23 protein-coding genes and 29 tRNA genes are annotated in these 19,917 nt (G+C 55.2%); 45 read left to right on the forward strand and 7 right to left on the reverse strand.

The genetic code is table 11. The annotated features are described in order from the left end of the window. Positions 1 to 440 precede the first annotated feature (440 nt). Both Mal15_RS31040 and Mal15_RS34315 read right to left on the reverse strand, forming a co-directional pair. The gene (locus Mal15_RS31040) at positions 441 to 989 is read right to left on the reverse strand and encodes a hypothetical protein (RefSeq protein WP_147871312.1); all 549 of its coding nucleotides are present in this window, start codon (positions 987 to 989) and stop codon (positions 441 to 443) included. Positions 990 to 1,193: 204 nt separating this feature from the next. Next, positions 1,194 to 1,358, reverse strand: coding sequence for a hypothetical protein (locus Mal15_RS34315; protein ID WP_167547163.1), 165 nt, complete (start codon positions 1,356 to 1,358; stop codon positions 1,194 to 1,196). 726 nt (positions 1,359 to 2,084) lie between these two features. On the opposite strand from Mal15_RS34315, the gene Mal15_RS31045 reads away from it, so the two are divergent. From Mal15_RS31045 to Mal15_RS31070, 6 genes are read left to right on the forward strand one after another with little or no spacing between them, the layout of a single operon-like run. After that, positions 2,085 to 2,651, forward strand: a complete 567-nt coding sequence (locus Mal15_RS31045) for a hypothetical protein (protein WP_147871313.1) — start codon at positions 2,085 to 2,087, stop codon at positions 2,649 to 2,651. Further along, positions 2,629 to 3,999, forward strand: coding sequence for a glycosyltransferase family 25 protein (locus Mal15_RS31050; RefSeq protein WP_233903131.1), 1,371 nt, complete (start codon positions 2,629 to 2,631; stop codon positions 3,997 to 3,999). Before Mal15_RS31045 ends, Mal15_RS31050 begins: the two co-directional genes overlap by 23 nt. A 4-nt stretch (positions 4,000 to 4,003) precedes the next feature. After that, positions 4,004 to 4,765: a glycosyltransferase gene (locus Mal15_RS31055; protein ID WP_147871314.1), complete on the forward strand. Its 762-nt coding sequence runs from the start codon at positions 4,004 to 4,006 to the stop codon at positions 4,763 to 4,765. After that, positions 4,758 to 5,471 carry a glycosyltransferase gene (locus tag Mal15_RS31060; RefSeq protein ID WP_147871315.1) on the forward strand — a complete coding sequence of 238 codons (714 nt, stop codon included), beginning with the start codon at positions 4,758 to 4,760 and terminating at the stop codon, positions 5,469 to 5,471. The genes Mal15_RS31055 and Mal15_RS31060 overlap by 8 nt, the downstream gene beginning before the upstream one ends. Then, a complete protein-coding gene (locus tag Mal15_RS31065) occupies positions 5,468 to 6,274 on the forward strand; it encodes a radical SAM protein (protein WP_167547164.1) in 807 nt (268 codons plus the stop codon). The genes Mal15_RS31060 and Mal15_RS31065 overlap by 4 nt, the downstream gene beginning before the upstream one ends. Then, positions 6,271 to 6,690: a hypothetical protein gene (locus Mal15_RS31070; RefSeq protein ID WP_147871317.1), complete on the forward strand. Its 420-nt coding sequence runs from the start codon at positions 6,271 to 6,273 to the stop codon at positions 6,688 to 6,690. The genes Mal15_RS31065 and Mal15_RS31070 overlap by 4 nt, the downstream gene beginning before the upstream one ends. Here Mal15_RS31070 and Mal15_RS31075 read toward each other — a convergent pair. Together Mal15_RS31075 and Mal15_RS31080 are read right to left on the reverse strand one after the other, a co-directional pair. Continuing rightward, positions 6,684 to 6,875 (reverse strand): hypothetical protein, encoded by a 192-nt coding sequence (locus Mal15_RS31075; protein ID WP_199773766.1) that lies wholly within the window; start codon positions 6,873 to 6,875, stop codon positions 6,684 to 6,686. The two genes, Mal15_RS31070 and Mal15_RS31075, sit on opposite strands and share 7 nt — an antisense overlap. A 5-nt stretch (positions 6,876 to 6,880) precedes the next feature. Continuing rightward, a complete protein-coding gene (locus tag Mal15_RS31080) occupies positions 6,881 to 7,186 on the reverse strand; it encodes a TIGR03643 family protein (RefSeq protein WP_233903132.1) in 306 nt (101 codons plus the stop codon). 111 nt (positions 7,187 to 7,297) lie between these two features. On the opposite strand from Mal15_RS31080, the gene Mal15_RS31085 reads away from it, so the two are divergent. Beyond that, positions 7,298 to 7,954 (forward strand): SOUL family heme-binding protein, encoded by a 657-nt coding sequence (locus tag Mal15_RS31085; RefSeq protein WP_147871318.1) that lies wholly within the window; start codon positions 7,298 to 7,300, stop codon positions 7,952 to 7,954. Then, the gene (locus tag Mal15_RS31090) at positions 7,951 to 8,346 is read left to right on the forward strand and encodes a thiol-disulfide oxidoreductase DCC family protein (protein WP_147871319.1); all 396 of its coding nucleotides are present in this window, start codon (positions 7,951 to 7,953) and stop codon (positions 8,344 to 8,346) included. The genes Mal15_RS31085 and Mal15_RS31090 overlap by 4 nt, the downstream gene beginning before the upstream one ends. Here Mal15_RS31090 and Mal15_RS31095 read toward each other — a convergent pair. Continuing rightward, positions 8,339 to 8,833, reverse strand: a complete 495-nt coding sequence (locus tag Mal15_RS31095) for a GNAT family N-acetyltransferase (RefSeq protein ID WP_147871320.1) — start codon at positions 8,831 to 8,833, stop codon at positions 8,339 to 8,341. The genes Mal15_RS31090 and Mal15_RS31095 overlap by 8 nt on opposite strands. Continuing rightward, the gene (locus tag Mal15_RS31100) at positions 8,833 to 9,018 is read right to left on the reverse strand and encodes a hypothetical protein (RefSeq protein ID WP_147871321.1); all 186 of its coding nucleotides are present in this window, start codon (positions 9,016 to 9,018) and stop codon (positions 8,833 to 8,835) included. Before Mal15_RS31100 ends, Mal15_RS31095 begins: the two co-directional genes overlap by 1 nt. Positions 9,019 to 9,028: 10 nt before the next feature. On the opposite strand from Mal15_RS31100, the gene Mal15_RS35210 reads away from it, so the two are divergent. Together Mal15_RS35210 and Mal15_RS34815 are read left to right on the forward strand one after the other, a co-directional pair. After that, complete coding sequence (locus Mal15_RS35210; protein ID WP_147871278.1) at positions 9,029 to 9,406, forward strand: IS5 family transposase; 378 nt, start codon at positions 9,029 to 9,031, stop codon at positions 9,404 to 9,406. Continuing rightward, positions 9,316 to 9,870, forward strand: coding sequence for an IS5 family transposase (locus Mal15_RS34815; protein WP_261344555.1), 555 nt, complete (start codon positions 9,316 to 9,318; stop codon positions 9,868 to 9,870). Before Mal15_RS35210 ends, Mal15_RS34815 begins: the two co-directional genes overlap by 91 nt. Here the strand turns inward: Mal15_RS34815 and Mal15_RS31115 are convergent. Then, positions 9,857 to 10,342 carry a GNAT family N-acetyltransferase gene (locus tag Mal15_RS31115; protein ID WP_147871322.1) on the reverse strand — a complete coding sequence of 162 codons (486 nt, stop codon included), beginning with the start codon at positions 10,340 to 10,342 and terminating at the stop codon, positions 9,857 to 9,859. The two genes, Mal15_RS34815 and Mal15_RS31115, sit on opposite strands and share 14 nt — an antisense overlap. A gap of 77 nt (positions 10,343 to 10,419) precedes the next feature. On the opposite strand from Mal15_RS31115, the gene Mal15_RS31120 reads away from it, so the two are divergent. From Mal15_RS31120 to Mal15_RS31290, 35 genes are all read left to right on the forward strand, one after another. Further along, a complete protein-coding gene (locus Mal15_RS31120; RefSeq protein WP_147871323.1) occupies positions 10,420 to 10,887 on the forward strand; it encodes a DUF1569 domain-containing protein in 468 nt (155 codons plus the stop codon). A 469-nt stretch (positions 10,888 to 11,356) separates the two neighbouring features. Continuing rightward, positions 11,357 to 11,428, forward strand: a tRNA-Phe gene (locus Mal15_RS31125). A 303-nt stretch (positions 11,429 to 11,731) separates the two neighbouring features. After that, positions 11,732 to 11,804 (forward strand) — tRNA-Lys (locus Mal15_RS31130). Positions 11,805 to 11,815: 11 nt separating this feature from the next. After that, a tRNA-Ile gene (locus tag Mal15_RS31135) sits at positions 11,816 to 11,888 on the forward strand. 27 nt (positions 11,889 to 11,915) lie between these two features. After that, positions 11,916 to 11,988: transfer RNA gene (locus Mal15_RS31140), tRNA-Lys, on the forward strand. A 14-nt stretch (positions 11,989 to 12,002) separates the two neighbouring features. After that, positions 12,003 to 12,073, forward strand: a tRNA-Thr gene (locus Mal15_RS31145). Between the two features lie 55 nt (positions 12,074 to 12,128). Then, positions 12,129 to 12,199, forward strand: a tRNA-Gly gene (locus Mal15_RS31150). Positions 12,200 to 12,208: 9 nt separating this feature from the next. After that, positions 12,209 to 12,282 (forward strand) — tRNA-Pro (locus Mal15_RS31155). Positions 12,283 to 12,297: 15 nt separating this feature from the next. Continuing rightward, positions 12,298 to 12,370: transfer RNA gene (locus tag Mal15_RS31160), tRNA-Asn, on the forward strand. Between the two features lie 265 nt (positions 12,371 to 12,635). Beyond that, a tRNA-His gene (locus Mal15_RS31165) sits at positions 12,636 to 12,711 on the forward strand. A gap of 105 nt (positions 12,712 to 12,816) precedes the next feature. Then, a tRNA-Glu gene (locus tag Mal15_RS31170) sits at positions 12,817 to 12,891 on the forward strand. A gap of 21 nt (positions 12,892 to 12,912) precedes the next feature. Continuing rightward, positions 12,913 to 12,995 (forward strand) — tRNA-Ser (locus Mal15_RS31175). A gap of 102 nt (positions 12,996 to 13,097) precedes the next feature. Next, positions 13,098 to 13,168 (forward strand) — tRNA-Trp (locus tag Mal15_RS31180). A gap of 20 nt (positions 13,169 to 13,188) precedes the next feature. Beyond that, positions 13,189 to 13,260: transfer RNA gene (locus Mal15_RS31185), tRNA-Val, on the forward strand. A 7-nt stretch (positions 13,261 to 13,267) separates the two neighbouring features. After that, positions 13,268 to 13,341, forward strand: a tRNA-Leu gene (locus Mal15_RS31190). 64 nt (positions 13,342 to 13,405) lie between these two features. Continuing rightward, positions 13,406 to 13,476: transfer RNA gene (locus tag Mal15_RS31195), tRNA-Ala, on the forward strand. Positions 13,477 to 13,492: 16 nt separating this feature from the next. Further along, positions 13,493 to 13,566 (forward strand) — tRNA-Leu (locus Mal15_RS31200). Positions 13,567 to 13,579: 13 nt separating this feature from the next. Then, a tRNA-Gly gene (locus tag Mal15_RS31205) sits at positions 13,580 to 13,653 on the forward strand. A 15-nt stretch (positions 13,654 to 13,668) separates the two neighbouring features. Further along, positions 13,669 to 13,741, forward strand: a tRNA-Asp gene (locus Mal15_RS31210). A gap of 16 nt (positions 13,742 to 13,757) precedes the next feature. Beyond that, positions 13,758 to 13,836: transfer RNA gene (locus Mal15_RS31215), tRNA-Leu, on the forward strand. Positions 13,837 to 13,846: 10 nt separating this feature from the next. Beyond that, a tRNA-Leu gene (locus tag Mal15_RS31220) sits at positions 13,847 to 13,930 on the forward strand. A 181-nt stretch (positions 13,931 to 14,111) separates the two neighbouring features. Then, positions 14,112 to 14,187 (forward strand) — tRNA-Leu (locus tag Mal15_RS31225). Positions 14,188 to 14,200: 13 nt separating this feature from the next. Next, positions 14,201 to 14,273, forward strand: a tRNA-Val gene (locus Mal15_RS31230). Between the two features lie 170 nt (positions 14,274 to 14,443). Beyond that, positions 14,444 to 14,533: transfer RNA gene (locus Mal15_RS31235), tRNA-Ser, on the forward strand. 12 nt (positions 14,534 to 14,545) lie between these two features. After that, positions 14,546 to 14,617 (forward strand) — tRNA-Arg (locus Mal15_RS31240). 71 nt (positions 14,618 to 14,688) lie between these two features. After that, entirely contained in the window at positions 14,689 to 15,495 is an 807-nt protein-coding gene (locus Mal15_RS31245; protein WP_167547165.1) for a hypothetical protein, read from the forward strand. Between the two features lie 38 nt (positions 15,496 to 15,533). Further along, positions 15,534 to 15,610 (forward strand) — tRNA-His (locus Mal15_RS31250). A 9-nt stretch (positions 15,611 to 15,619) separates the two neighbouring features. Further along, positions 15,620 to 15,693 (forward strand) — tRNA-Thr (locus Mal15_RS31255). 95 nt (positions 15,694 to 15,788) lie between these two features. After that, a tRNA-Arg gene (locus tag Mal15_RS31260) sits at positions 15,789 to 15,860 on the forward strand. A gap of 175 nt (positions 15,861 to 16,035) precedes the next feature. Further along, positions 16,036 to 16,911, forward strand: coding sequence for a slipin family protein (locus tag Mal15_RS31265; RefSeq protein ID WP_199773767.1), 876 nt, complete (start codon positions 16,036 to 16,038; stop codon positions 16,909 to 16,911). A 193-nt stretch (positions 16,912 to 17,104) separates the two neighbouring features. Continuing rightward, positions 17,105 to 17,629 (forward strand): endonuclease V, encoded by a 525-nt coding sequence (locus Mal15_RS31270; RefSeq protein ID WP_147871324.1) that lies wholly within the window; start codon positions 17,105 to 17,107, stop codon positions 17,627 to 17,629. A gap of 125 nt (positions 17,630 to 17,754) precedes the next feature. Continuing rightward, a complete protein-coding gene (locus Mal15_RS31275; RefSeq protein WP_199773768.1) occupies positions 17,755 to 17,922 on the forward strand; it encodes an SEC-C metal-binding domain-containing protein in 168 nt (55 codons plus the stop codon). 70 nt (positions 17,923 to 17,992) lie between these two features. Continuing rightward, positions 17,993 to 18,063 (forward strand) — tRNA-Cys (locus tag Mal15_RS31280). 781 nt (positions 18,064 to 18,844) lie between these two features. After that, positions 18,845 to 18,999: transfer RNA gene (locus Mal15_RS31285), tRNA-Lys, on the forward strand. 201 nt (positions 19,000 to 19,200) lie between these two features. Further along, positions 19,201 to 19,566, forward strand: a complete 366-nt coding sequence (locus Mal15_RS31290; RefSeq protein WP_147871326.1) for a hypothetical protein — start codon at positions 19,201 to 19,203, stop codon at positions 19,564 to 19,566. The last annotated feature ends 351 nt before the right edge of the window (positions 19,567 to 19,917 follow it).

A 19,917-nucleotide genomic window follows, 5' to 3' on the forward strand; every position in this document is an offset into this window, starting at 1 on the left:
CATTTGGTCAAGGTTCCGGTCGGCGGCATCAGCGCCCGCCAGGGGACGACGACCGGCAGCGGGACATGTGATCTCCACCGACTAGACCAATCCGGCAACATCGAACCGGTGTTGGATGTCGACGGCGAACGGGTCCGCATCGTTGCTCGGAATCACTCGGCCCAGCGGATCCGCGGGCCAATCGAGGGTGCCGGGGACCAGTATCTATCGGTCACCTTCGACGGCAACCAATCGTGGGTGCTTGACCCGCCCAAGCAAACGCTACTCTGCAAACCAACCAAAAGAATCAAAGCCAAATCTTGGGGCACGGCTCGCGAGCTGCGATTTGACGGGACGCAGTGGCGACCGATCGGTGTCAACGTTTCAGTCTACAACGTCTGCGACTACGCGCTCTTGGCATCGCAGCAGATCGTTTGCCATTTCCATGAGGACACCTCGGCCTACCTCACGATTGGGTGCCGTTGCTGCGATGGCAGTAGTTCAAGCTCCAGCAGTTCATCGTCGAGCTCCAGCAGCAGCTCATCGTCAAGCAGCTCCTCGTCGGGTAGTTCATCATCAAGTGACTCGTCGTCCAGCAGTAGCTCTAGCAGCGCATCGTCCAGCCAAAGTTCATCGAGCAGCCTGGGATCATCCAGCTCGAGTAGTCTTTCGTCGAGTTCCAGTAGCTCGCTATCCAGTTCTTCATCAAGCTCGCTTTCGTCGTCGTCATCCGGCAGCTCCTCGTCATCATCAAGTCCCAGTTCATCCAGCAGTTCCTCTTCCAGTAGTTCGTCTAAATCCAGCTCGAGTTCGTCATCGAGTTCATCAAGCTCGTCATCCAGCAGTTCCTCATCATCCAGTTCGTTCTCATCTGACAGCAGCTCATCATCTAGCGATTCAAGTTCGTCCAAAAGCAGCGAATCGAGTTCATCAAGCGAATCCTCAGAATCATCGAGCCAGTCATCCAGCGACAGCTCGGCGTCATCCTCTGACTCGTCAGAATCATCCAATTCGAAGTCTGATTCGTCCGATGCCTCGAGTTCCGATTCGTCATCCAGCGATTCGAACGCGTCATCGGCAAGTAGTAGTGACTCCGATTCAAGCCAATCCGAAAGCGAAAGCGATTCGAGCCGCTCCTACAGCGAGCCGAGTTACTCAGGACCTTCGATTTCCGGTAGTTCCTCATCAAACTCATCCGACTCATCTTCCGGATCTCAGTCGGCGAGTTCGTCGGGATCGGACTCGAGTGATTCGGATAGCGACTCGGACAGCTCAGCCAGTGAAAGCGAGACATCGAGTGTCAGTGAGTCGGTCTCTGCGTCATCTGGGTCCAAGTCCGCATCAAGCGAGTCGGGAAGCGACTCACACAGTGTCTCCACAAGCGAATCGTATTCTCAGCCCAGCCATTCACGTTCTTACTCCGATTCAGCAAGCAGTCACAGTAAATCGGAATCAAGCCAATCGGAATCCAAATCAGAGAGTGAATCGCATTCGCAATCAACAAGCGAATCGATAAGCGAACCAAGCTACTCGCGAGAATCGTCCTCCAGCGAGTCGTATTCCTACAGCCAGTTCGACTCGGGGAGCGGCTCGGCATCCGTCAGTGGATCTCAAAGCGAGTCCGGTTCACTTAGCGGTTCCGCCTCGCAATCAACGAGTGAATCCGAGTCAGATAGTGATTCCAAATCAGCGTCTGACAGCCGTTCACAATCGCAATCAGAAAGCGGATCGCAATCCGCCTCCGATAGCGACCGCCCCAGCGACAGCATTGATGATCCCAGCGTCGGTGATTCATCGGCCAGCGATAGTGAACCACCGTCAGAAAGCCATCAATCAACTTCCGACTCCGATCGACCGAGCCATAGCAGCGACCACAGTTCCGATCGCCCGAGCGAAAGCCGATCTGAATCCAGCGAAGGATCCGAACGACCGAGCCACAGCGACAGTGAACCGCCGTCCGAGGATAGCAGCGGATCGAGTGAACCGTGCAACAGCACCTGGATCTGGTCCTGCGGTTGGGAATTAGTCGATAGCGACTGCGAAGATCCCGGCGAGCCACCGAGCAATTCCGGAGCCTACGACGGTCAAGTTGCAGGGATGACCGCATGATTCACTGTCCTCACTTGACCCAAGACAACGCCTGCGAAGTCGCAGGGCAAATGGCTGGCTGCAAGGTTCGAACGACACCTTCAGCCTGCAACGCCTGCCAAGCCAATGACAACCCGAGGGCAATCAACTTGGTCACGATCGGCATGGCGCTGGTCAACAAGAAACGCCGCAAACAGGACACGCGCGAACTCGAGTCACTGCTTCGCAACTATCTACCGGAGCGTGATGAACCCGAGACGATCAAGATCGATCGTTTTCGCCCCGGTCCTGGCAACGAACTGAAACGCATGTTGGCCTGGTTCGCCAAACCCAGCGAAACCTGCAACTGCGAAACCCGGGTCGACACGATGAACGACTGGGGTGCGGAAGGCTGTCGCCGCAACATCGACACCATCGTCGACTGGTTACTTGAAGAAGCCCAATTAAGAGGTCTGCCCCATGGAAGGTTTACGGCTCGAATCGCCCGCGGACTCGTCAACACCGCCATCCGCAAGTTCGAACAAAAGTTCCCCGAAGGGCCATCCGAGCCGAACGACGATCTTGAAGACACAGTCGATCGTTGATCGCTGCTTTTTGATCAACCTTGATCGCCGGACAGATCGCCTGCGGGAATGGCTCGAACAGTTGCCCGATCCGTGGCCATTGCCCGAACCCGAGCGATTCCCAGCGATTGATGGCCGGCACGTCGCCACACCGCCGCAATGGCGAGCCGGCAACGGAGCGTGGGGCTGCTATCGCTCGCACCTATTGATCTTGGAAAAGTGCCTGACCGAACACATCGATTCGTATGTAGTCTTCGAAGACGACGCGGGATTCACCGACGACTTTGCTGAACGCTTCACCGCATTCGTCGATGAGTTGCCGGCCGATTGGGGTCTGGCCTACCTAGGCGGCCAACACCTCTACGCCGGCAAGCATCCGCCACAGAAGGTCAGCGAACATGTCTATCGTCCCTACAACGTCAATCGCACTCACGCCTTCATGGTCCGCGGTCGCGAGAACATGAAAGGTTTGTACCGGCACCTGACATGGAACGATTGGCATCATAAACACCACATCGATCATCACCTCGGTCGCTTCATTCAACGCCGATACGAAGCGCTGGTCCAGGGCAAGAACATTCAAAAGGAATCAATCGCGGTTTATACGCCGGACCGTTGGATGGTGGGGCAATTGCCAACCAAGTCCAATATCTGTGGTCGCAAGTGGAATCAGACGCGGTTCTTCAACGACGCCCGAAACGCTGACCATTCTGACGCACCATTCTTTGCTGTTCTCGGGCCGCATCGTGCGGGCACTTCATGTGTTGCGATGGTCATGCATCATCTGGGCGTTCACATGGGCAACCAACTCGGTGGCTACGAGGCGACCGGCGGCGGCGAAGCCGTTGGACTTGCGCAGCTATGCGAGAAAGCCATGCGGTTTCCGGCGACAGACCCGGTGATCAGTGATCAGCAACTCACCCAGCAACTGAAATCTTGGGTTGTCACGAGAAAGTCAGAAGCCAATCGTGACAAAACTGTTGCCGGCGGGAAGTATCCGCATCTCTGCCGTTTCGCGGAGCATCTGCACACGGCACTCGGCGATTCACTCCGCATCATCGTCGTGAACCGAGACATTGAAGCCTCTATTCGCAGTTTGCAAGATCGATCCCGCAAGCACGCCGGTCAGTGGTTCGCTGCCGACGATGAGTCTTGCGAACGTTTGCAGCGGAGTCTTCTTGAACATCGTGATCGATTCGTTGAATCGCATCCGGAGGTTCCGGTGTTCAAGATCGAGTTCGCCGACCTGACTGCTGAGCCAGATCGCATCATTGGCGAATTGATTGAATTCCTCGGCATTGAACCGACCGAGGACGAAATCGCCTCGGCCATTGCGCACGTCAACCCAGACCTTCGAAAGCACGGGTGAGCCAATGGCCGCAGAAAAACCATTCACGCCCGACGACATCACCTTTTGCATCAAGACGATCCATCGTCCTTGGGCATGCCATCGATTGGTTCAGTCGCTACGAAAGCACTTCAACCAGCCCAAGATCGTGGTCGTCGATGACGGCCGGCCAGAATTGCGATTCTCGGAAAAATATTCCGACATGGCCAAGCACTGCCATGTGATCAACCTCGACCGGCACGACGTCGGAGTTGGCGTTGGCCGCAACACGGCGATCGACGCCGCAGAAACCGAGCTCATCTTCTTACTCGACGACGATCACGTCGTCACTCCGGATCTGCACTTCAATCGAGTTTACGATCGATTTCAGGAGCACGACATCGATATCCTCGGCGTCCGACAGGGCGCTGGCGGTCGGCCACTATTGTTTGCGCCCCTGATGAATGGCCGGCGAATCTGGATGTTCCGAGGCGAACACCGGCGCATTGGCCCGCTGGCCTGGTGCGACATGTCCAGCAACGCATTTCTCGCCCGTCGGGACGCGATCGCCAAGCTGCGATGGGATCCCGAGATCAAGACGTACGAACACTGGGAGTTCTTCTATCGGGCCAGCCACGTGGAGGAGCTGAAAATCGCCGTCGCGGAGGACTGCATGGTCGTTCATGCCCACGTTGGAGCGAAACCCTACGGTGATCTGCGATGTCGGCCAAAGTTCAGGAAGCTCGGCCTTCGCAAACATGGATTCCATTCAATGCGATATCCCGGAGGCGGCATCGTCCATGCGTGATCAAGTCACCTTCTGTATCAAGACCATTCATCGACCGCAGTGCTGTGCCGCACTCGTGAGGAGCATCCACGAAAACTACGGAACCAATCGCCCGGCGATCCATGTGCTTGACGATGGCAAGCCGGAACTGCGATTTTCCTCCAATTGCCCGACTGAAGCGGCAATGGTGGACCAATTGATCGAGACAGATTTCGACATTGGATTATCCGCCGGGCGCAATCGATTGCTCGACGCGGGCAAGACGCCAATCGTCGTCTTCACCGATGATGACCATTTGGTGACCCAGCGGACAAAACTGCCGGAACTTGTCGCCAAGCTCAATAAGCACAACGACATCGATCTGCTCGCGGCCCTGAGCAACGATGAAGAGCGTCCGCGATTACTGAGAAGTAACGGTCGTCGTCTCCGTATCCATCGCGGCGTTTTGAAACAACGAGGCTCGATTCGCTGGTGCCACTACGTCGGTAATTGCTTCGTCGCCTACCGCGATATTTTGCAGGCGATCCGTTGGGACGAATCGCTCAAAGTTGAAGAGCACTGGGACTTCTTTTGGCGATGCAAAGTCGCTGGCGTCAATGTGGCCTGCGAAGTCTCCCATTCATTCAAGCATGAACACATCGATCCGCCCGGCTACCAGCGACATCGCCCGCAATTCCTCAAACGCGGGCTGGAGAAACACGGTTTGGAACAGGTGATTTGGCGATGATCGAACTACCGGCGTTGGAGTATCACCTCGCACACGGTTGCAATTTATCGTGTCAGCAGTGCAGTCATTACAGCAATTTTCGTTTGGCGGGCACGATGCCAACGCCCGCGGATGCGAAAGCGGAATACGAAGTCTGGAATCATCGCATCCTACCGAAGCGATTCGCATTGCTCGGTGGCGAACCGCTGTTGAACCCAAACTTAATCGAGCATTTGCAGCTGGCTCGCGAGTGTTGGCCTCACTCAGATCTGATGTTGGTAACCAACGGGTTTTTCTTTGCTCGGCATCCCGAGCTTCCCAAAACTCTTGTCGAAATCAATTGCCGGCTTGAGGTCAGTCAGCATGGTACCCACCAGACATACCTCGAACGATTCCGCGAGGTGAAACAGACTGTTTGGCGATGGCGTGAAGAGTATCCCGGCATTCAGATCAAGATCCGCCAGTCGCATCGCGGTTGGATGCGGCAATACAACGTTGAAGACGGAAAGCCGGTTCCCTTCGATTCAGAACCGGAATCGGCCTATCGAGTATGTATGCAGAAGACATGCACGCAACTTTATCAAGGGAAGCTTTGGAAATGTCCGGCGCTCGCGTACTACGCGCAACTCGAAGCAAAGCTGAGTTTGCACCATCTGCCTCAGTGGCAACCGTTCCGCGATTACCAAGCCTGCCCGCCCGACGCGAGCGACGATGAAGTTCGCCGGTTCTTGCAAACGAAAGCGATCCCCCAGTGCGGCCTGTGTCCAGCGAACCGCACCATGTTTGTTCATCCAAATCCATTGCAACGGAGTGCCCTGCGATGACCCCACATGATTCCTTCGAACCCGAAATGCCACCGCCTCCATTCATTCCACCGTTTGATCCGCCGGGGAGCGAGTCGCCATCGTTGCCCGCCGATCCCGATCCGCCGGAAGGCTCCAGCACCGACGACGAAACCTCCAGCTCGGGATCGCGGCCCGACTGGTGGCCCGAGGATTGGCCGTGGCCGCCGGAACCCGAAGAACCCGTCGTGATCGAAGCCCCGCCGCCGATCCACACTTGGCCGCGACTGCCGCCCGACCATCCGTACCACGTACCGCCTGGCTACTCCGCGCCGGACAACCTGCCGCCCGGTCACCCCGGTGAGTACTATCCTGGCATGCCGCCGTATCCAGTCGTTCACCCGGTACCGGATGAACCGGAAGGCTCGACTGGAGATGGAAGCTTCACCAGTCAATGACGCTTCTTGCTCTTCCAGGTTCCACCGTATTGATAGTGTGGATTGTCAGGTTTGACTTTGCCGAGGCAGGTCGGGCAAACGAAAATCCAGTCGCCGTCTTCCTCGACGCGAACCCGGTAGAGAACATCGTTGGTTTCATTGCAGCGACCGCAGGGCTTTGTCCTGACTCGTTTGATCTTCGCCAACGTGGTTATCCTCGCTGAGACGACGCTCGGAACCGCCGGAGTTCGTCGCCGTTCACGGTTTTGGCGAACTTGGCCTCATGCTTGGTGACTCGCCCCTGAGTTCGCTTCCGCCAAAGCTTGAAGGAACTGGGCTTCATCTCGCGACGCATCAACTTAATGACGTCGCCTGGAGACAGGCCGAACTGGTCCTGGATGGCGTCAAAGCTGGTGCGGTCTTCCCAGGCCATCATGATGACACGATCGATCTCGCCCCTCGATAGTTCGGGTTGGCCTTCGCCGATCAATGTTTCTCCAAAGACTTCGGACTCCAAACGATTTGCTCCAGGGCAGGATTGGCAAGTGTCAATGGCAGCATGGCCGTTGCTAGCCGAGTGCCTACAGTAACACAGTCAAGAAAGTTCAAAACGATGGAGTTGGGACGGATGAAACGAGCAATGATCTATTTCGCGGGATTCCTCGGAGTCGCTCTGGTCGGCACGTTCGCCCTGGCGATGACCACTCGAGCGGGGTACGAGTCAGCGGAGTACAAAGTGATCGAGTCGGACGGCAGCTTTGAAGTCCGCGAATACCCGGACCTGATGCTGGTCGCGACCGATTCTAAGATGGACTCTCAAGGTCGGGACGGCAGCTTCATGCGACTCTTCCAGTACATCAGTGGGGCCAACGAAGCCGAGCAGAAGATCGCGATGACGACGCCGGTTTTCATGGAAGGCGAAATCGGCAAGTCGGATGTCTCGATGGGTTTTGTGATGCCAAAGGACGTCGCGGCAAAGGGAGCTCCCGATCCGAAGGGTGAAGGCGTGAAACTGCGAGAGCGAAAGGGCGGCCGGTTCGCCGTGGTTCGCTTTCCCGGCAAGCTCGATTCTAAGCTCGCCAAAGAAAAAGAAACCGAGCTGCGAGAATGGATGAAGAGTCAAGGCCTGGAAGGAGAGGAGTCGGCCGAGGCGGCTGGCTACGATCCGCCGTTCACTCCAGCAGCACTCCGCCGGAACGAGATCCTGATCCGCCTGAAAACGTCGGTTGAGGAAACCGAGAAAGGCGATTCGGAATCTAGCAGTGAGACGGCGCAGGACTCATGAGCAGCGAAATGAACAACGACTGGCAGGTGGAAGTTTTCTACGACGGCGAGTGTCCGCTTTGCCTGCGCGAGATCAAACTGCTTCGTCGACTCGATCGGAAGCATCGAATCCGTTTTACCGACATCGCCGATCCTTCGTTCAGCTCGGCAAGCTACGGGATGACCACGAACGATTTCATGGATGAGATCCAAGGTCGGTTGCCCAGTGGCGAGTGGATCACAGGCGTCGAGGTCTTTCGTCGGTTGTATGCTGCCGTTGGCCTGAAGCCGATTGTCTCGCTCACTCGCTTGCCCGGCATCTCGCACGGCCTCGAGTTCGGCTATCGCGTCTTTGCTAAGAACCGCTTGCGATGGACGGGACGCTGCGACGATGGAACTTGCAGGGTCAACTAGCTTCGGCTTTAACGGCTCGCTGCATTCGATAGTTGGTCATCCACACTCCGCGGCACTCGACGGACTGCTCGCGCACGACGCTAAAGCCCATTCGGTCGAAGAATGGTTTTGCGGTGATACTGGCGTCCGTCGTGATCTCTTCGATTGAATGATCGTTCGCGTCTTTCAGGAGTCTTCTAACAAGTCCACGAGCAATCCCGCGGCCCTGATGGTCGGCGGATACAAACAAGCGATCGAGATGTCCTTCTCGTGTCATATCGGTGAAGCCAACGATACAACCATCTTCGGTTGCAACGTAAGCGAAACGATCATGGAACCGTGCACGCCATGTTTCAAGATCAACCGTTCGTGAAGCCCACGCCTCGATCTGGTCGGGCGTGTAGTCACGTGAGTTAACACGATGGACGCAATCCCTAAACAATGCCAAGCACGTTTCTGCGTCCTGTGGTCTGAACGGTCTAAGCTGTAGTGATGCAGCACCGCCCATCACTCGACCCAGTATTTTTGGTGGTTCAAAGCTTCGCAGCACTTGACCGTGCCGTCGAACGATTTGGCCGCATCAGCTTCCAATTCCAGAACCATCCAAGCGTCTGCGTTCTTCTTAGGCTCTGTTTGAAAACTGGTGTTGGCTGTTTCGCCTTGATCTGCGATGTTTCCTTGATCGCCGATCAAGGAGGAATCGATGGCGCGACACAGTCTATCCAACGATCAATGGGAATGTATTAAGGACCTGTTCCCGGAACGCAAAGCAACTGGGCGGCCACCAACAGACGCGCGGGTTGCCTTCAATGGTATCCTTTGGATTCTCCGCACGGGTTCGCCGTGGCGAGATTTGCCTGAAGAGTTTGGCCATTGGAGAACGATCTACGGGTTGTTCGACAAGTGGAATGGCGATGGCACACTCGACGCGATTCTCGACCGTCTTCGCACGGCCCATATCGATGGCGAGGTGATCGACAATGACCTTTGGTGCATCGACGGAAGCGTCACTCGTGCACATCGTTGTGCCGGAGGGGGTGGAAAAAAGGGGATCCGAACGAACCAGCTGACCATGCGTTAGGACGATCCCGCGGGGGATTTTCGACGAAGATTCATCTTTTGGTCGACGGGCTGGGCCATCTCCTTGCCTTTGTTATCACTGGTGGCCAAGCACACGAGGCAACCGCGTTTGAGGCGGTTCTCCATGCAGCTGACGAGAATCTTCGTGACGGCAAAGGCGATCCAATCGCATGGCCTGTGAACTTGGCTGGCGACAAAGGTTATCGGGCGGCGTGGATCGACGAGCATCTTGCGGAGCTTGGCATTCATCCTGTCATTCCCTGCAAGTCGAATGAAGACCGGGACGCACGCGGAATCGAGTTTGATCGCGAGAGCTATCGCAATCGCAACATTGTCGAACGATCGATCGGTTGGTTGAAGGAATGCCGTCGCGTCTTCTCCCGTTTCGAGAAAACAGCCATCAACTATTGCGGTATGATCAAGATGGCGATGATTGAGCGATTCCTGAAAACTACATGTCAGTAGGCGTTTTCAAACAGAGCCTAGGTATCGGATAAGGAGCTTGCAAACCGCGAGCACCGGCGGGCACGAAACCAAATCGAGAATAGTAGCCTGGGTAACCGAGCACAAAAACAAGTTGCACGCCGACTGCGGCAAGTTGTTGCAATGACTCTTTGACGAGATGCGTGCCGATACCTTTGCCATGCAGTTCGCTGGGTACAGCCAAGGGCGCCAAGATTTGGGCATTCGTAGCATCGGTAGAGACGCTGGCCGACTTGATCGTTACAGACGTGAAGAGCACGTGACCGACAATCTCGTCATTTGACTCGGCAACGAATGAATGGATCGGTTTCGCTGTCGGATCGTCGAGCATCTCTTGTAGCAAGCTCACTATCGCAGGACCTTCGTCCCCGCCGAATGCATTCAGATGCACTACAAGAATACAATCACGATCATCGCTGCGAGCCGGTCGGACTTGAATGGCGTGGGAATTCATCGCTGGTGTCAATCTTCAGGCGTGTCGCCCATAATGTGCCTCGAAAGATTCAGATTCTACCGAGATGCCGCAGACATATGAGTAACCTCCGTCAATTGCAGTTCAACAATCTTGAAGCCGCCGTTGATGACGCTCGGCAATTGTTGGCCAGCGGTCATGTCCGGCACGCAAATTGGTCGCTTGGGCAGATCTGTCGGCACTTGGTTTTGGTTCAAGATCCCAGCGTCGATGGCTATCCGATTTGGATGTCGCTCTTTGCGCCATTGCGACCTTTGGTGCGACAACTGCTGTTGCCCAAAGTGCTGAGCGGTGATTCTCCTCGCGGGATACGGACGGCTCCAATGTTCGTTCCGCCCGATAACTTGGAAGATGCAACCGAGGTGGAAGCTTTTGCGGCAAGTGTTACACGACTGCTGAATCACTCCGGCAGCTTCGCTCCGCATCCAGGGTTCGGCCGATTGCCACGCGAGAAGATTCTGGAAATCCACACAGCTCATGCTGCTCACCATCTCCGACATCTTCGAGCACACGATCAGTCTGCTTAATTGGCCGACAGATAAAATCTCGCGAACTGCGAGTACAAAAGCATGGACGAATCGTTTGACTTTCGTGCGAGAGATGGCAAAGTTTTTCTTGCGAGCATGAAATAATCTCGCGACCTAGCGCATCTAGTTTTGTGAAAGCGAGTTTTTTCGCGAACCATTCAGATCCCATAGCGTCTATTACCCCAGAACCGGCCAAGCCGGAGCACAAAAGTCACACCCAGAGAAGCGAGCAGAGCTTTCTGATGTTTACCAAACAGCAATCAAATCAACTCGAACGGATACACGAAGGGATTGCCTTCGGCGGTAGCGATTGGTCTTTAGCCAGTACGTTCCTGCCCGGTAATTCCCCGTATCGATTGCTCACGTGACACTCGCTCTAAGCGAACTGCTTTCTATATGAAGGCTCGGTGTCACGCAGACATCGAGCCTTTTTTCGTGTCCATGCCGGACGAACCCAACAAGCCAACTTGGGCTGGTAGCTGAGACGGTCTAGCGGCGGTCTGAAGAACCGCAGACGAGGATTCGAGCGCCTCCCGGCCCACTGACAAGGAAGATATGCGCCGACGGAATCGGCAAAACACATCGGATACAGGTGCAGATGGAAGCACGCCTGCTTTGGGAGCAGGAGACTGCGTTTATTTGTGGGTCGCTCCGCGACGGCGGTTCGACTCTCAGGTGTCCGACTTGAATGGGAACAAAACGGTAGTCGAGGGCTGGTTGCCCAAACACGGCTGATAACCGAGTTGCGCTGAGTTCGATTCCCAGGGCTACCACTTATGACAACGAACACGAAGGAGAACCAAACATGCTTCAGCGATTGAAACGCATACCCCGAATCATTCTTGGGGTTGTGGTGTAACTGGCAGCATGACGGACTTTTAATCCGTTCGGTGAGAGTTCGATCCTCTCCGGCCCCACTTGCTACCCACGGCGTGTAGCTCAGGGGTGAGAGCGGCGTCCTTATAAGGCGACGGTCGCGGGTTCAATTCCCGCCACGCCGACTGAAACGGAACAACGAAAAGTAATTTGGGATTGTGGCAGACAAGGTAATGCATCGGTCTCTTAAACCGAACGATGTGAGTTCGATTCTCACCGGTCCCACTGAAGTACAACAAGCACTGATCGTCTAGCGGCAAGATACCTCCGTCGTAACGAGGGGACGTCGGTTCAATTCCGACTCGGTGCTCTTTGGATGCTTCGTGCATCCCTGATCTTTGACAATTTGGTTGTGATGCAATTTTGCGCCCATGATGTAGCGGTAGCCTGCTGCCTTGCCATGGCGGAAGTGTGGGTTCGACTCCCACTGGGCGCTCTTTGTTATCAGGGTGTGGGAAAGCTTGGCAATCCGCGTGCTTCGGGTGCACGAGAACGCTGGTTCAAATCCAGCCATCCTGACTGTTGAGTTAAGAATCCGGTGTGGCCCAATCGGTAGGGCGGCTCCCTGTTAAGGAGACGATTGATGGTTCGAGCCCATCCACCGGAGCTTGCAGTATTGCAATTCTCTCCGGCGCGTAGACGCGACGTGGGCCTTTGAAGCCCGCTGATCGGGTGCGATTCCCGGACGGAGTGCTGAAGTTCGATTTACACCGAGGCGGCAACTGTTGGTCGTTGCACCTGGCTCTGAACCAGGCAAACACAGGTTCGATTCCTGTCCTCGGCGCTTGTTGAAATTTTGCGGGTATAGCTTGGAGTAAGCGGTGTGGTTTGGGACCACGCATGGACAGTGTGCGACTCACTGATACCCGACTGTGGCCAGATCTGGTGCTGGTTTCCAGAGACTCACTGTGAATGAGTTTGTCGCCGGTTCAATTCCGGTTGGTCACCCTTTCAACGCCGCATTCGACTACTGGCTAGGTCAGTTGCTTCTCAGGCAACAGGAAGGAGATCGATACTCCTATGCGGTACTCGCTTCGAATGAAGCAATTAAACGGCGTGGTAGATTCTGTTGGCAGAATCGTCTGGTTTTCATCCAGGAGTTCGCGGGTTCGATTCCCGCTCACGTCGCTGCGAGCGATCGCAACACTCGGAAGTCACCCGGCCGGATGAGGACACTGTCTTGAAAACAGCTGCGGGTTAAACCGTTGTGGGTTCGAGTCCCACGGCTTCCGCTTCAACTTGGGAGCGTTTCCACACGGGAGGTTGTAACCCTTCTGCCTTTAATTGTGTGGTAGTCGGCGAGAGGTGCGATTCCTTGCGTTCCCACTTCACTCACGTCCTTGGTGTAACAGTAGCACTGCTGATTCCAAACCAGTAAGTCAGGGTTCAAATCCTTGGGGACGTGCTCTCCGGATCGACAAACACAGTCCTGTGGTCCAACGGCTACGACGCCTGTTTTACACACAGGAAACGATGGTTCGATTCCATCCAGGACTACTTGCATGCCCAGGTACGCCAATCGGCAGAGCGACTCGGCTTAAACCCGAGTGTTTGCAGGTTCGATCCCTGCTCTGGGTACTGAAAACTTATGAAAGAGGCGAACCACTAGCCAAGCATTGTACTCTTCAAACACGAAACACATGGGGCGCTCGTCCAACGGGAAGACGTCTGTTTTGCAAGCAGAAAATCGGGGTTCGATTCCCCGGTGCTCCACTTAGTTGATTCAAACGGCTCGGTAGGCAACCGGAAGACCACTTTGGCTTAGAACCAGAGATGCTGTGGGTTCGAATCCCACTCGAGCTACTGCAAACATCATACGGGTGTAGTGTCCAACGGCCAGCACGATTGGCTTCCAACCAATTAGTCTCGGTTCGAATCCGAGTACCCGTACTTTCCAATTCAATCGTCCTCGTGGAGCAGCGGAGTGCTCGCTTGCCTGTCACGCAAGAGGTCGTCGGTTCAAATCCGATCGGGGACGCTTTTTCAATCCAAACGGCGCGGTACGCAAACCGGTAAAGCGGCGGAGCTCAAACCTCCGTGAAATGTCTGTGGGTTCGATTCCCTCCCGCGCTACTTCCAAAACAGCCAAGTGGTGGAACCGGTAGACACGCGATTCTCAGACGATCGTGCCCATCGCGGCGTGCGAGTTCGACTCTCGCCTTGGCTACTTTTCAAGAACATCATTGCAGGTGCGACAGGTGTCCAACTGACCGTCATAAGGTCGGTGTGCTCGGCTCGATACCGAGACCTGCAACTTCAGTGCAAACAACGACGCGGATGGGCCAGTGCTCAGCCAGGCCTCATAAGCCAGGACCGCCGGGTGCGACCCCCGGATCCGCTACTTCCAAGGTCGAGTACGCAAACAGGCAAAGCGGCAAGCATGAGAGGCTTGTGATTTTGTAGGTTCGACTCCTATCTCGACTACTGGTTAGAAAACGATCGCGTGGTCCAGCGGCGAAGACGTCTGCGTGACATGCAGAAGATCGATGGTTCGATTCCATCCGCGATCACTGATTCACAAGGTCTGTAAGTGTTGCGGCAGCACGCGTCTGTGGTATGGACGAAGACCGGGTTCAATTCCCGGACGGACCTCTGATATGGGCTGGCATGTTCCAAGGGGGCGACTGATTCTTGCAAGATCGGTGGGAGGGTTCGATTCCCTTCCGGTCCACTCACTAACGGAAGGGCAATCCGATCGGCGACGGTATCCGGTTGCTAGCCGGGCGAGCATCTTGATGGTGCCTTGAGGGTTCGACTCCCTCTCCTTCCGCTTGTTTGTAACGGCTCGATGGTGAAACGGACATCATCTCTGGCTTCTAACCAGAAGTTCCGGGTTCGATTCCTGGTCGGGCTACTGCCGAATATCGCGGTCACGTTGGCTGCCGGCATCATTCCGCTTCTTTGACACTTTTGAAAGGCATTGTCATGAGCATGCAGAGTATCGAGCGTCAATTCACGCGGATTGGTGCTCGAGCAAAAGTCCACCCTCCGATCGCCAGACGCTGGGGAACACCTCCCGAAGTTTCGATCGACATCGGCAACGACGCCGAGGGCGAGTTCTTCGATCTTGCGATTCAGCCCAAGTTGGTCGCTGAAACGCAAGTCATCGACGTACAGCCTTCAATGCGGCACTTGCTGTTGATGTCGCGTCAAGACGACGGAAAGCACAAGTTCCTGTGCGGACACGATGAACGTCACTGGTTCGTCGCGGCCGTTCCAGAGCGAGCCTCGGTTTCTTCGGTCAAGACAGCGTTCGACGCGCTCAAGCCGACGGCGGTGCGAGCACTCGAAAACCGTCTCGGCGTGAAGCCGCGAAAGCGAAACCGTCGACGTAACGAAGCGTTTATCCGTCAAGGTGAATGGTTCTTCGTTCCCGTCGAAAACCCGAGCTTTGTCGATAAGCGACTGGTATTGCGAAACGAGCCAATTGCACGTGGCAGCGGAAAGCCACACATGTGCGAAGAGGTCGTTCGGCAGGGAGGACAACTGGTTTACGTCAGCAACCAATACCCAAACGGTGTGACCGAGATCCAGCGTCGACAAATGATAAGTCGTCGACCTGAACTTCGTCATCTGCACTGGGTGGCTCAACGACGAAACCCAAGTGTGTTCGTTCGTGGACGAGTGCGTCATCCGGATCACAAGACGATCATCTTGAACGGATGGCACCAAGTCTTGATGAACACAGAAAACGAATCGATTGCAATGCGACACGTCGCGTTCACCGATTAACCCGCGGCTCTCCACCACGGTGGCGAGCCGTTTCATACGGTGTCCGTGGTGTACTCGGTTTGTGCACACTTGCCTGTGAAGCAAGAGGTAAGGGTTCAAATCCCTTCGGTCACCCTGACGACTCGCCGACGTGGCTCGACTGAGAAAGGCACCGCTCTTGTAAAGCGGTTGATGCTGGTGCAAATCCAGTCGTCGGCTCTGATTTTTTCGTCCTTGGAGTGTGCCGGATTCGCACGCGACTTTGCGGAGGTCGTAGACCAGGTTCGATTCCTGGCGAGGACGCTTAGTTACATGACTCGCGGGTGTGCTGGATAGCATGACAGTCTTCGAAACTGTCGGACCAGGTTCGATTCCTGGGCGGGTTACTTGCCTCGGCGGCGTTAGGAGCGAGCGAACAAATGGATCCTGCGTTCACCATTCGAAATGATCGCTCAGATTGTCCTGATCTGACAGCTCGTACTTCACATCAACTCCGCTCCGAGGCTCCATTCACTTAACCATTTCAAATCATCAATCACGCAAACCGACAGGAGGTGCATCATGATGATTAGCGGTGCTCGACGAGAGTTCATCATTAAGGACACCCACCGCGGTTTGTACTACGAAGACGGTAAGCTGACGAAGATCCTCGAGGCGGGGCACTACAAGATTCCGCCGCGAAAGCGATTCTTCAAGAAGCTACCGACCGTCGAGTGCATGCTGGTCGACGTTCGTGAGCGAGAGCTGACGATCAAGGGCCAGGAAATCTTGACGGCTGACAAGGTGGCTATCCGAGTCAGCATTCTGGTGCAGTTCCGTGTGACCGATCCGAAGGCTGCGATCCACACGGTCGATAGCTTTGAGGACCGACTTTACAGCGACGTGCAGCTAGCAGCGCGACGTTCACTGGCGTCGATGACGCTGGAGGAAATCCTGACGAACCGAAACCGGCTGAGTGAGGATATTCTGTCCGACGTCACCGAATCGGCTGGCAGCTACGGTGTGACGATCCGACGAGCCGACGTGAAGGACTTGATCTTCCCGGGAAACCTGCAGGAGATCATGAACCGCGTTCTGGCAGCCGAACGACACAGCCAGGCTCAGCTGGTCGAAGCACGAACGCGTGCGGAGGTCGAGCAGATCGAGGCGGAGTCTCGAGCTGAAATCACGCGACGCGATGCCCAGGCAGATGCCGAAGCACGACGACTGCGTGAGCAGGCCGAAGCGGAAGCAACGCGTTCGAAAGCGGAAGCCGAAACGCAAGCGTACGCGGAACGTCTCAAGGCAGCCGAGGCGCTGGAAGGCCACCCGGCACTGCTGCGACTGGCCGAACTCGAAACGCTGCGTGAACTGGCCAAGAACGGCAACGCTCGACTGTACCTCGGTCTCGACCGAGTCAGTCTAAACGGAACGGATTCTGGAAAGCACGATTCGTGATGGAAGCAAATCGTGTATCCGATTCAAGCAGGACCGGTGCCCCGTTCATCGGTTCTGCGGATTTTCGTCCTTGGAGTGTGCCGGACAGCACACGACGTCGATCCTGAGGATCGCTCCGCGATGTGCCGAAGGTCGTAGATCAGGTTCGATTCCTGGCGAGGACGCTTTGCACATATAATTGACGCCAATACAAATGGAGAACACGACGCAAACCCAAACGATTGCATGTATCGATGTAGGCTACACGGATAGTGCAGCGCGAGCTGCGTGCGTTGTGATCGACAATTGGCGAGCCTCACGCCCAGTCGCCGAACATGTGGCGAAAATCCATGAGCTGAAAGAGTATCAGCCCGGCGAATTCTATCGTCGAGAACTGCCGTGCATCCAAGTGGTGCTGGCAAAACTCGATCAACCACCGACTTGCATCGTGGTCGACGGCTACGTTTGGCTGGATGGAAATGACCGTCCGGGATTGGGTGCTCACCTCTACGAGACGCTTGATCGCAAGATTCCAATCATCGGCGTGGCGAAGAATCCGTTCAAAGAAACGGACCACGCCACTGAGCTCCGCAGAGGCACAAGCGATCGGCCGCTCTACGTTACGGCCGTGGGCATCCCAATCGCTCAAGCAGTGTTGAATATAGGTGCCATGCATGGCCCACATCGACTTCCAACAATATTGAAGCGAGTCGATCAGTTGAGCCGTGGTGGAAATTAGCGAACCCAATCGCTTGCCATGAGTCTTAATCGTCAACTTGTTTACATCCGAAGCCAATCGCAGATTTTGGAGCGGACCGATGCAATACGAAAATGAGCACAACGAAGACCATTGCTTTCGAGCCGATGAGTAAACGCCGACGCGGCTTCCCCTCGGAGACTCACGTCAAGTGTGGACTGCGAATCGTCCACGGCGACAAAACACTCGAAGAAAAGCTTGGACGCAATGATCCCTGCCCATGCGGAAGCGGCCTGCGATTCAAACGATGTTGCCTCAAATCGGGCCACTTTTGATGGCTCCAATCGAGACGACTACTTTTAGGGACAAGGATTGAAACATGTCCGTCGCATCGGCGGACAACAAAACGCTGGAGCCAGATGGCCAGGCAACCGGCTGCAACCCGGTCGAAGTGGGTTCGACTCCCACCAGCGTTTCTGACGAATCGACTGCAGGCCTGGATTACATATTGCTAATGTGACCCATCTGAGCTGCTACCTCGTCGATCCGTCGCAAACCAACAATGCTTGAACTGCCGTTTGGGTCTACATATGAGGAGCCTAAGGTAGCGATGCCGGGCGACCGGCTAGTGAACGTCACCGGAGTCTCTCGCAGACAAAGGTGCCAGTCAACGATCGGCGAAAGCCGAGAACGGACGCTCTTAAACGACTCAACAACCACCTCGTTCAAGTATAAAACACGGCGACTGCCGGTTCGGAATACATGCTAACCAATGTGCCGTCCAGTGAGTCTGGCAACGACGTTCGCGTCGTTGGTGGGTTCGATTCCCACACGTTTGTGATCTGACCAATACCTCGTCGCCAACCATACACAACTGACTGCCGATTCGGAGTACATAGGGTTCTGTGGTCGAAAGACCTTGCGGGTTCGAATCCCGTCTGCGATCCACGATCGTAGTGGTGAAATTGGAAGACACGCGGAAAAAAGCCTCTGGTCAACACCTCGTCGGTTGCTTTTGAACACGAACATGGCGACTGCCAGTTTGGAATACATGGATTAAGACACGTGCCTGCACGAGAAGCGGGTTCGAGTCCCGTCCAGCATCGCTGGTCGTCTATCTGATGCTTCTGAACGACAACCTCGTCGCCGACCATACACGATTGACTGCCAGGTTGGACTACATCACGCGACGGTCGCGGGTTCGAATCCCGCCAAAGCGAACCGTTGGCTCGCTTTGTAGCTCAGTGGGTAGAGCATCGAACTGTCTGATCGATAACTTCGTTGATCGTATTTGCAAATCCATGAGCGAAAGCCCAGCGTGGCCCGCTCAAACAAGACACGACTGACTGCCGAGTTGGAGTACATCGACTTTTAATCGAAGGATGCGGGTTCGAGTCCCGTCGGTTTGGCCAAGCCGAGCCGTAGCTCAATTGGGAGAGCTTATCTCTGACACATCACTTCGTCAGCCGTTTTCATTTTCATTTGCTCGTTGAGAGTAACCATGCGTGTGCAATTTCAATTCTTCGCCATTACGAAATCCGGCGCCGAGTAATCGGACGTCGAGCGAAGACTGTCTGCACATTCAAAACTACTTTCATCAAGCGATATGAATCATGGAAACCACAACCGAAACCAACTTCGCGACGAACGTGGCAGCACGCGTCGCTGGAGAAGACATCAAACCAGGAGACTACGTCACCGCTTTGACAGAGATCTACGAACTGCCATCGTTCCTGTGGTGCTGCACAAGCAGCACGCTCGCGGCGGACGAACCAGTTCGATCGGTCTACAAAGCCCGTGACGCTGGCCAGCCCAGCAAAGTCATCACCGTCTGCTTGCCGTTCGTTTACACCAAGCAAGCGAGAGGCGGTACCGCGATCTTCGACATCCGCAAACACCAGCTTGTCCGGCTCGACCGAGGCACTGGTCGCAAGGTGTGGAAGCGATTGCGGAAGAACTTGAAGAAGAAACGGAAATAGCAAGCGCACACGATCGACTGCCGATTCGGAGTACATGGTTCATACCCCGGGTGTCGTGAGTTCGAATCTCACCGGCCCAACTGTTTAACCAAAGCAGGGCCGTAGCTCAGTGGCAGAGCACCATAAAGTCTCTGATCACAACTTCGTCGATCGCGTTTTGTTTTCCAAATGCATCACAACTAATAACCGAACACATTCGACTGCCGGAGTGGAGTACATGGCTTTGCAGGTTCGATTCCCGCCCGGCCCGCTGACTTGATTTCAATCGGGCCGGATCTCTGCCCATACCTTCGTCGAATGCTTTTTCCAAATCACCAAAGTGGGATAAGCATCAGGCCTGTCAATATTTGA

The sequence above is a fragment of the Stieleria maiorica genome, assembly GCF_008035925.1.
In the GTDB taxonomy this organism is placed as follows: domain Bacteria; phylum Planctomycetota; class Planctomycetia; order Pirellulales; family Pirellulaceae; genus Stieleria; species Stieleria maiorica.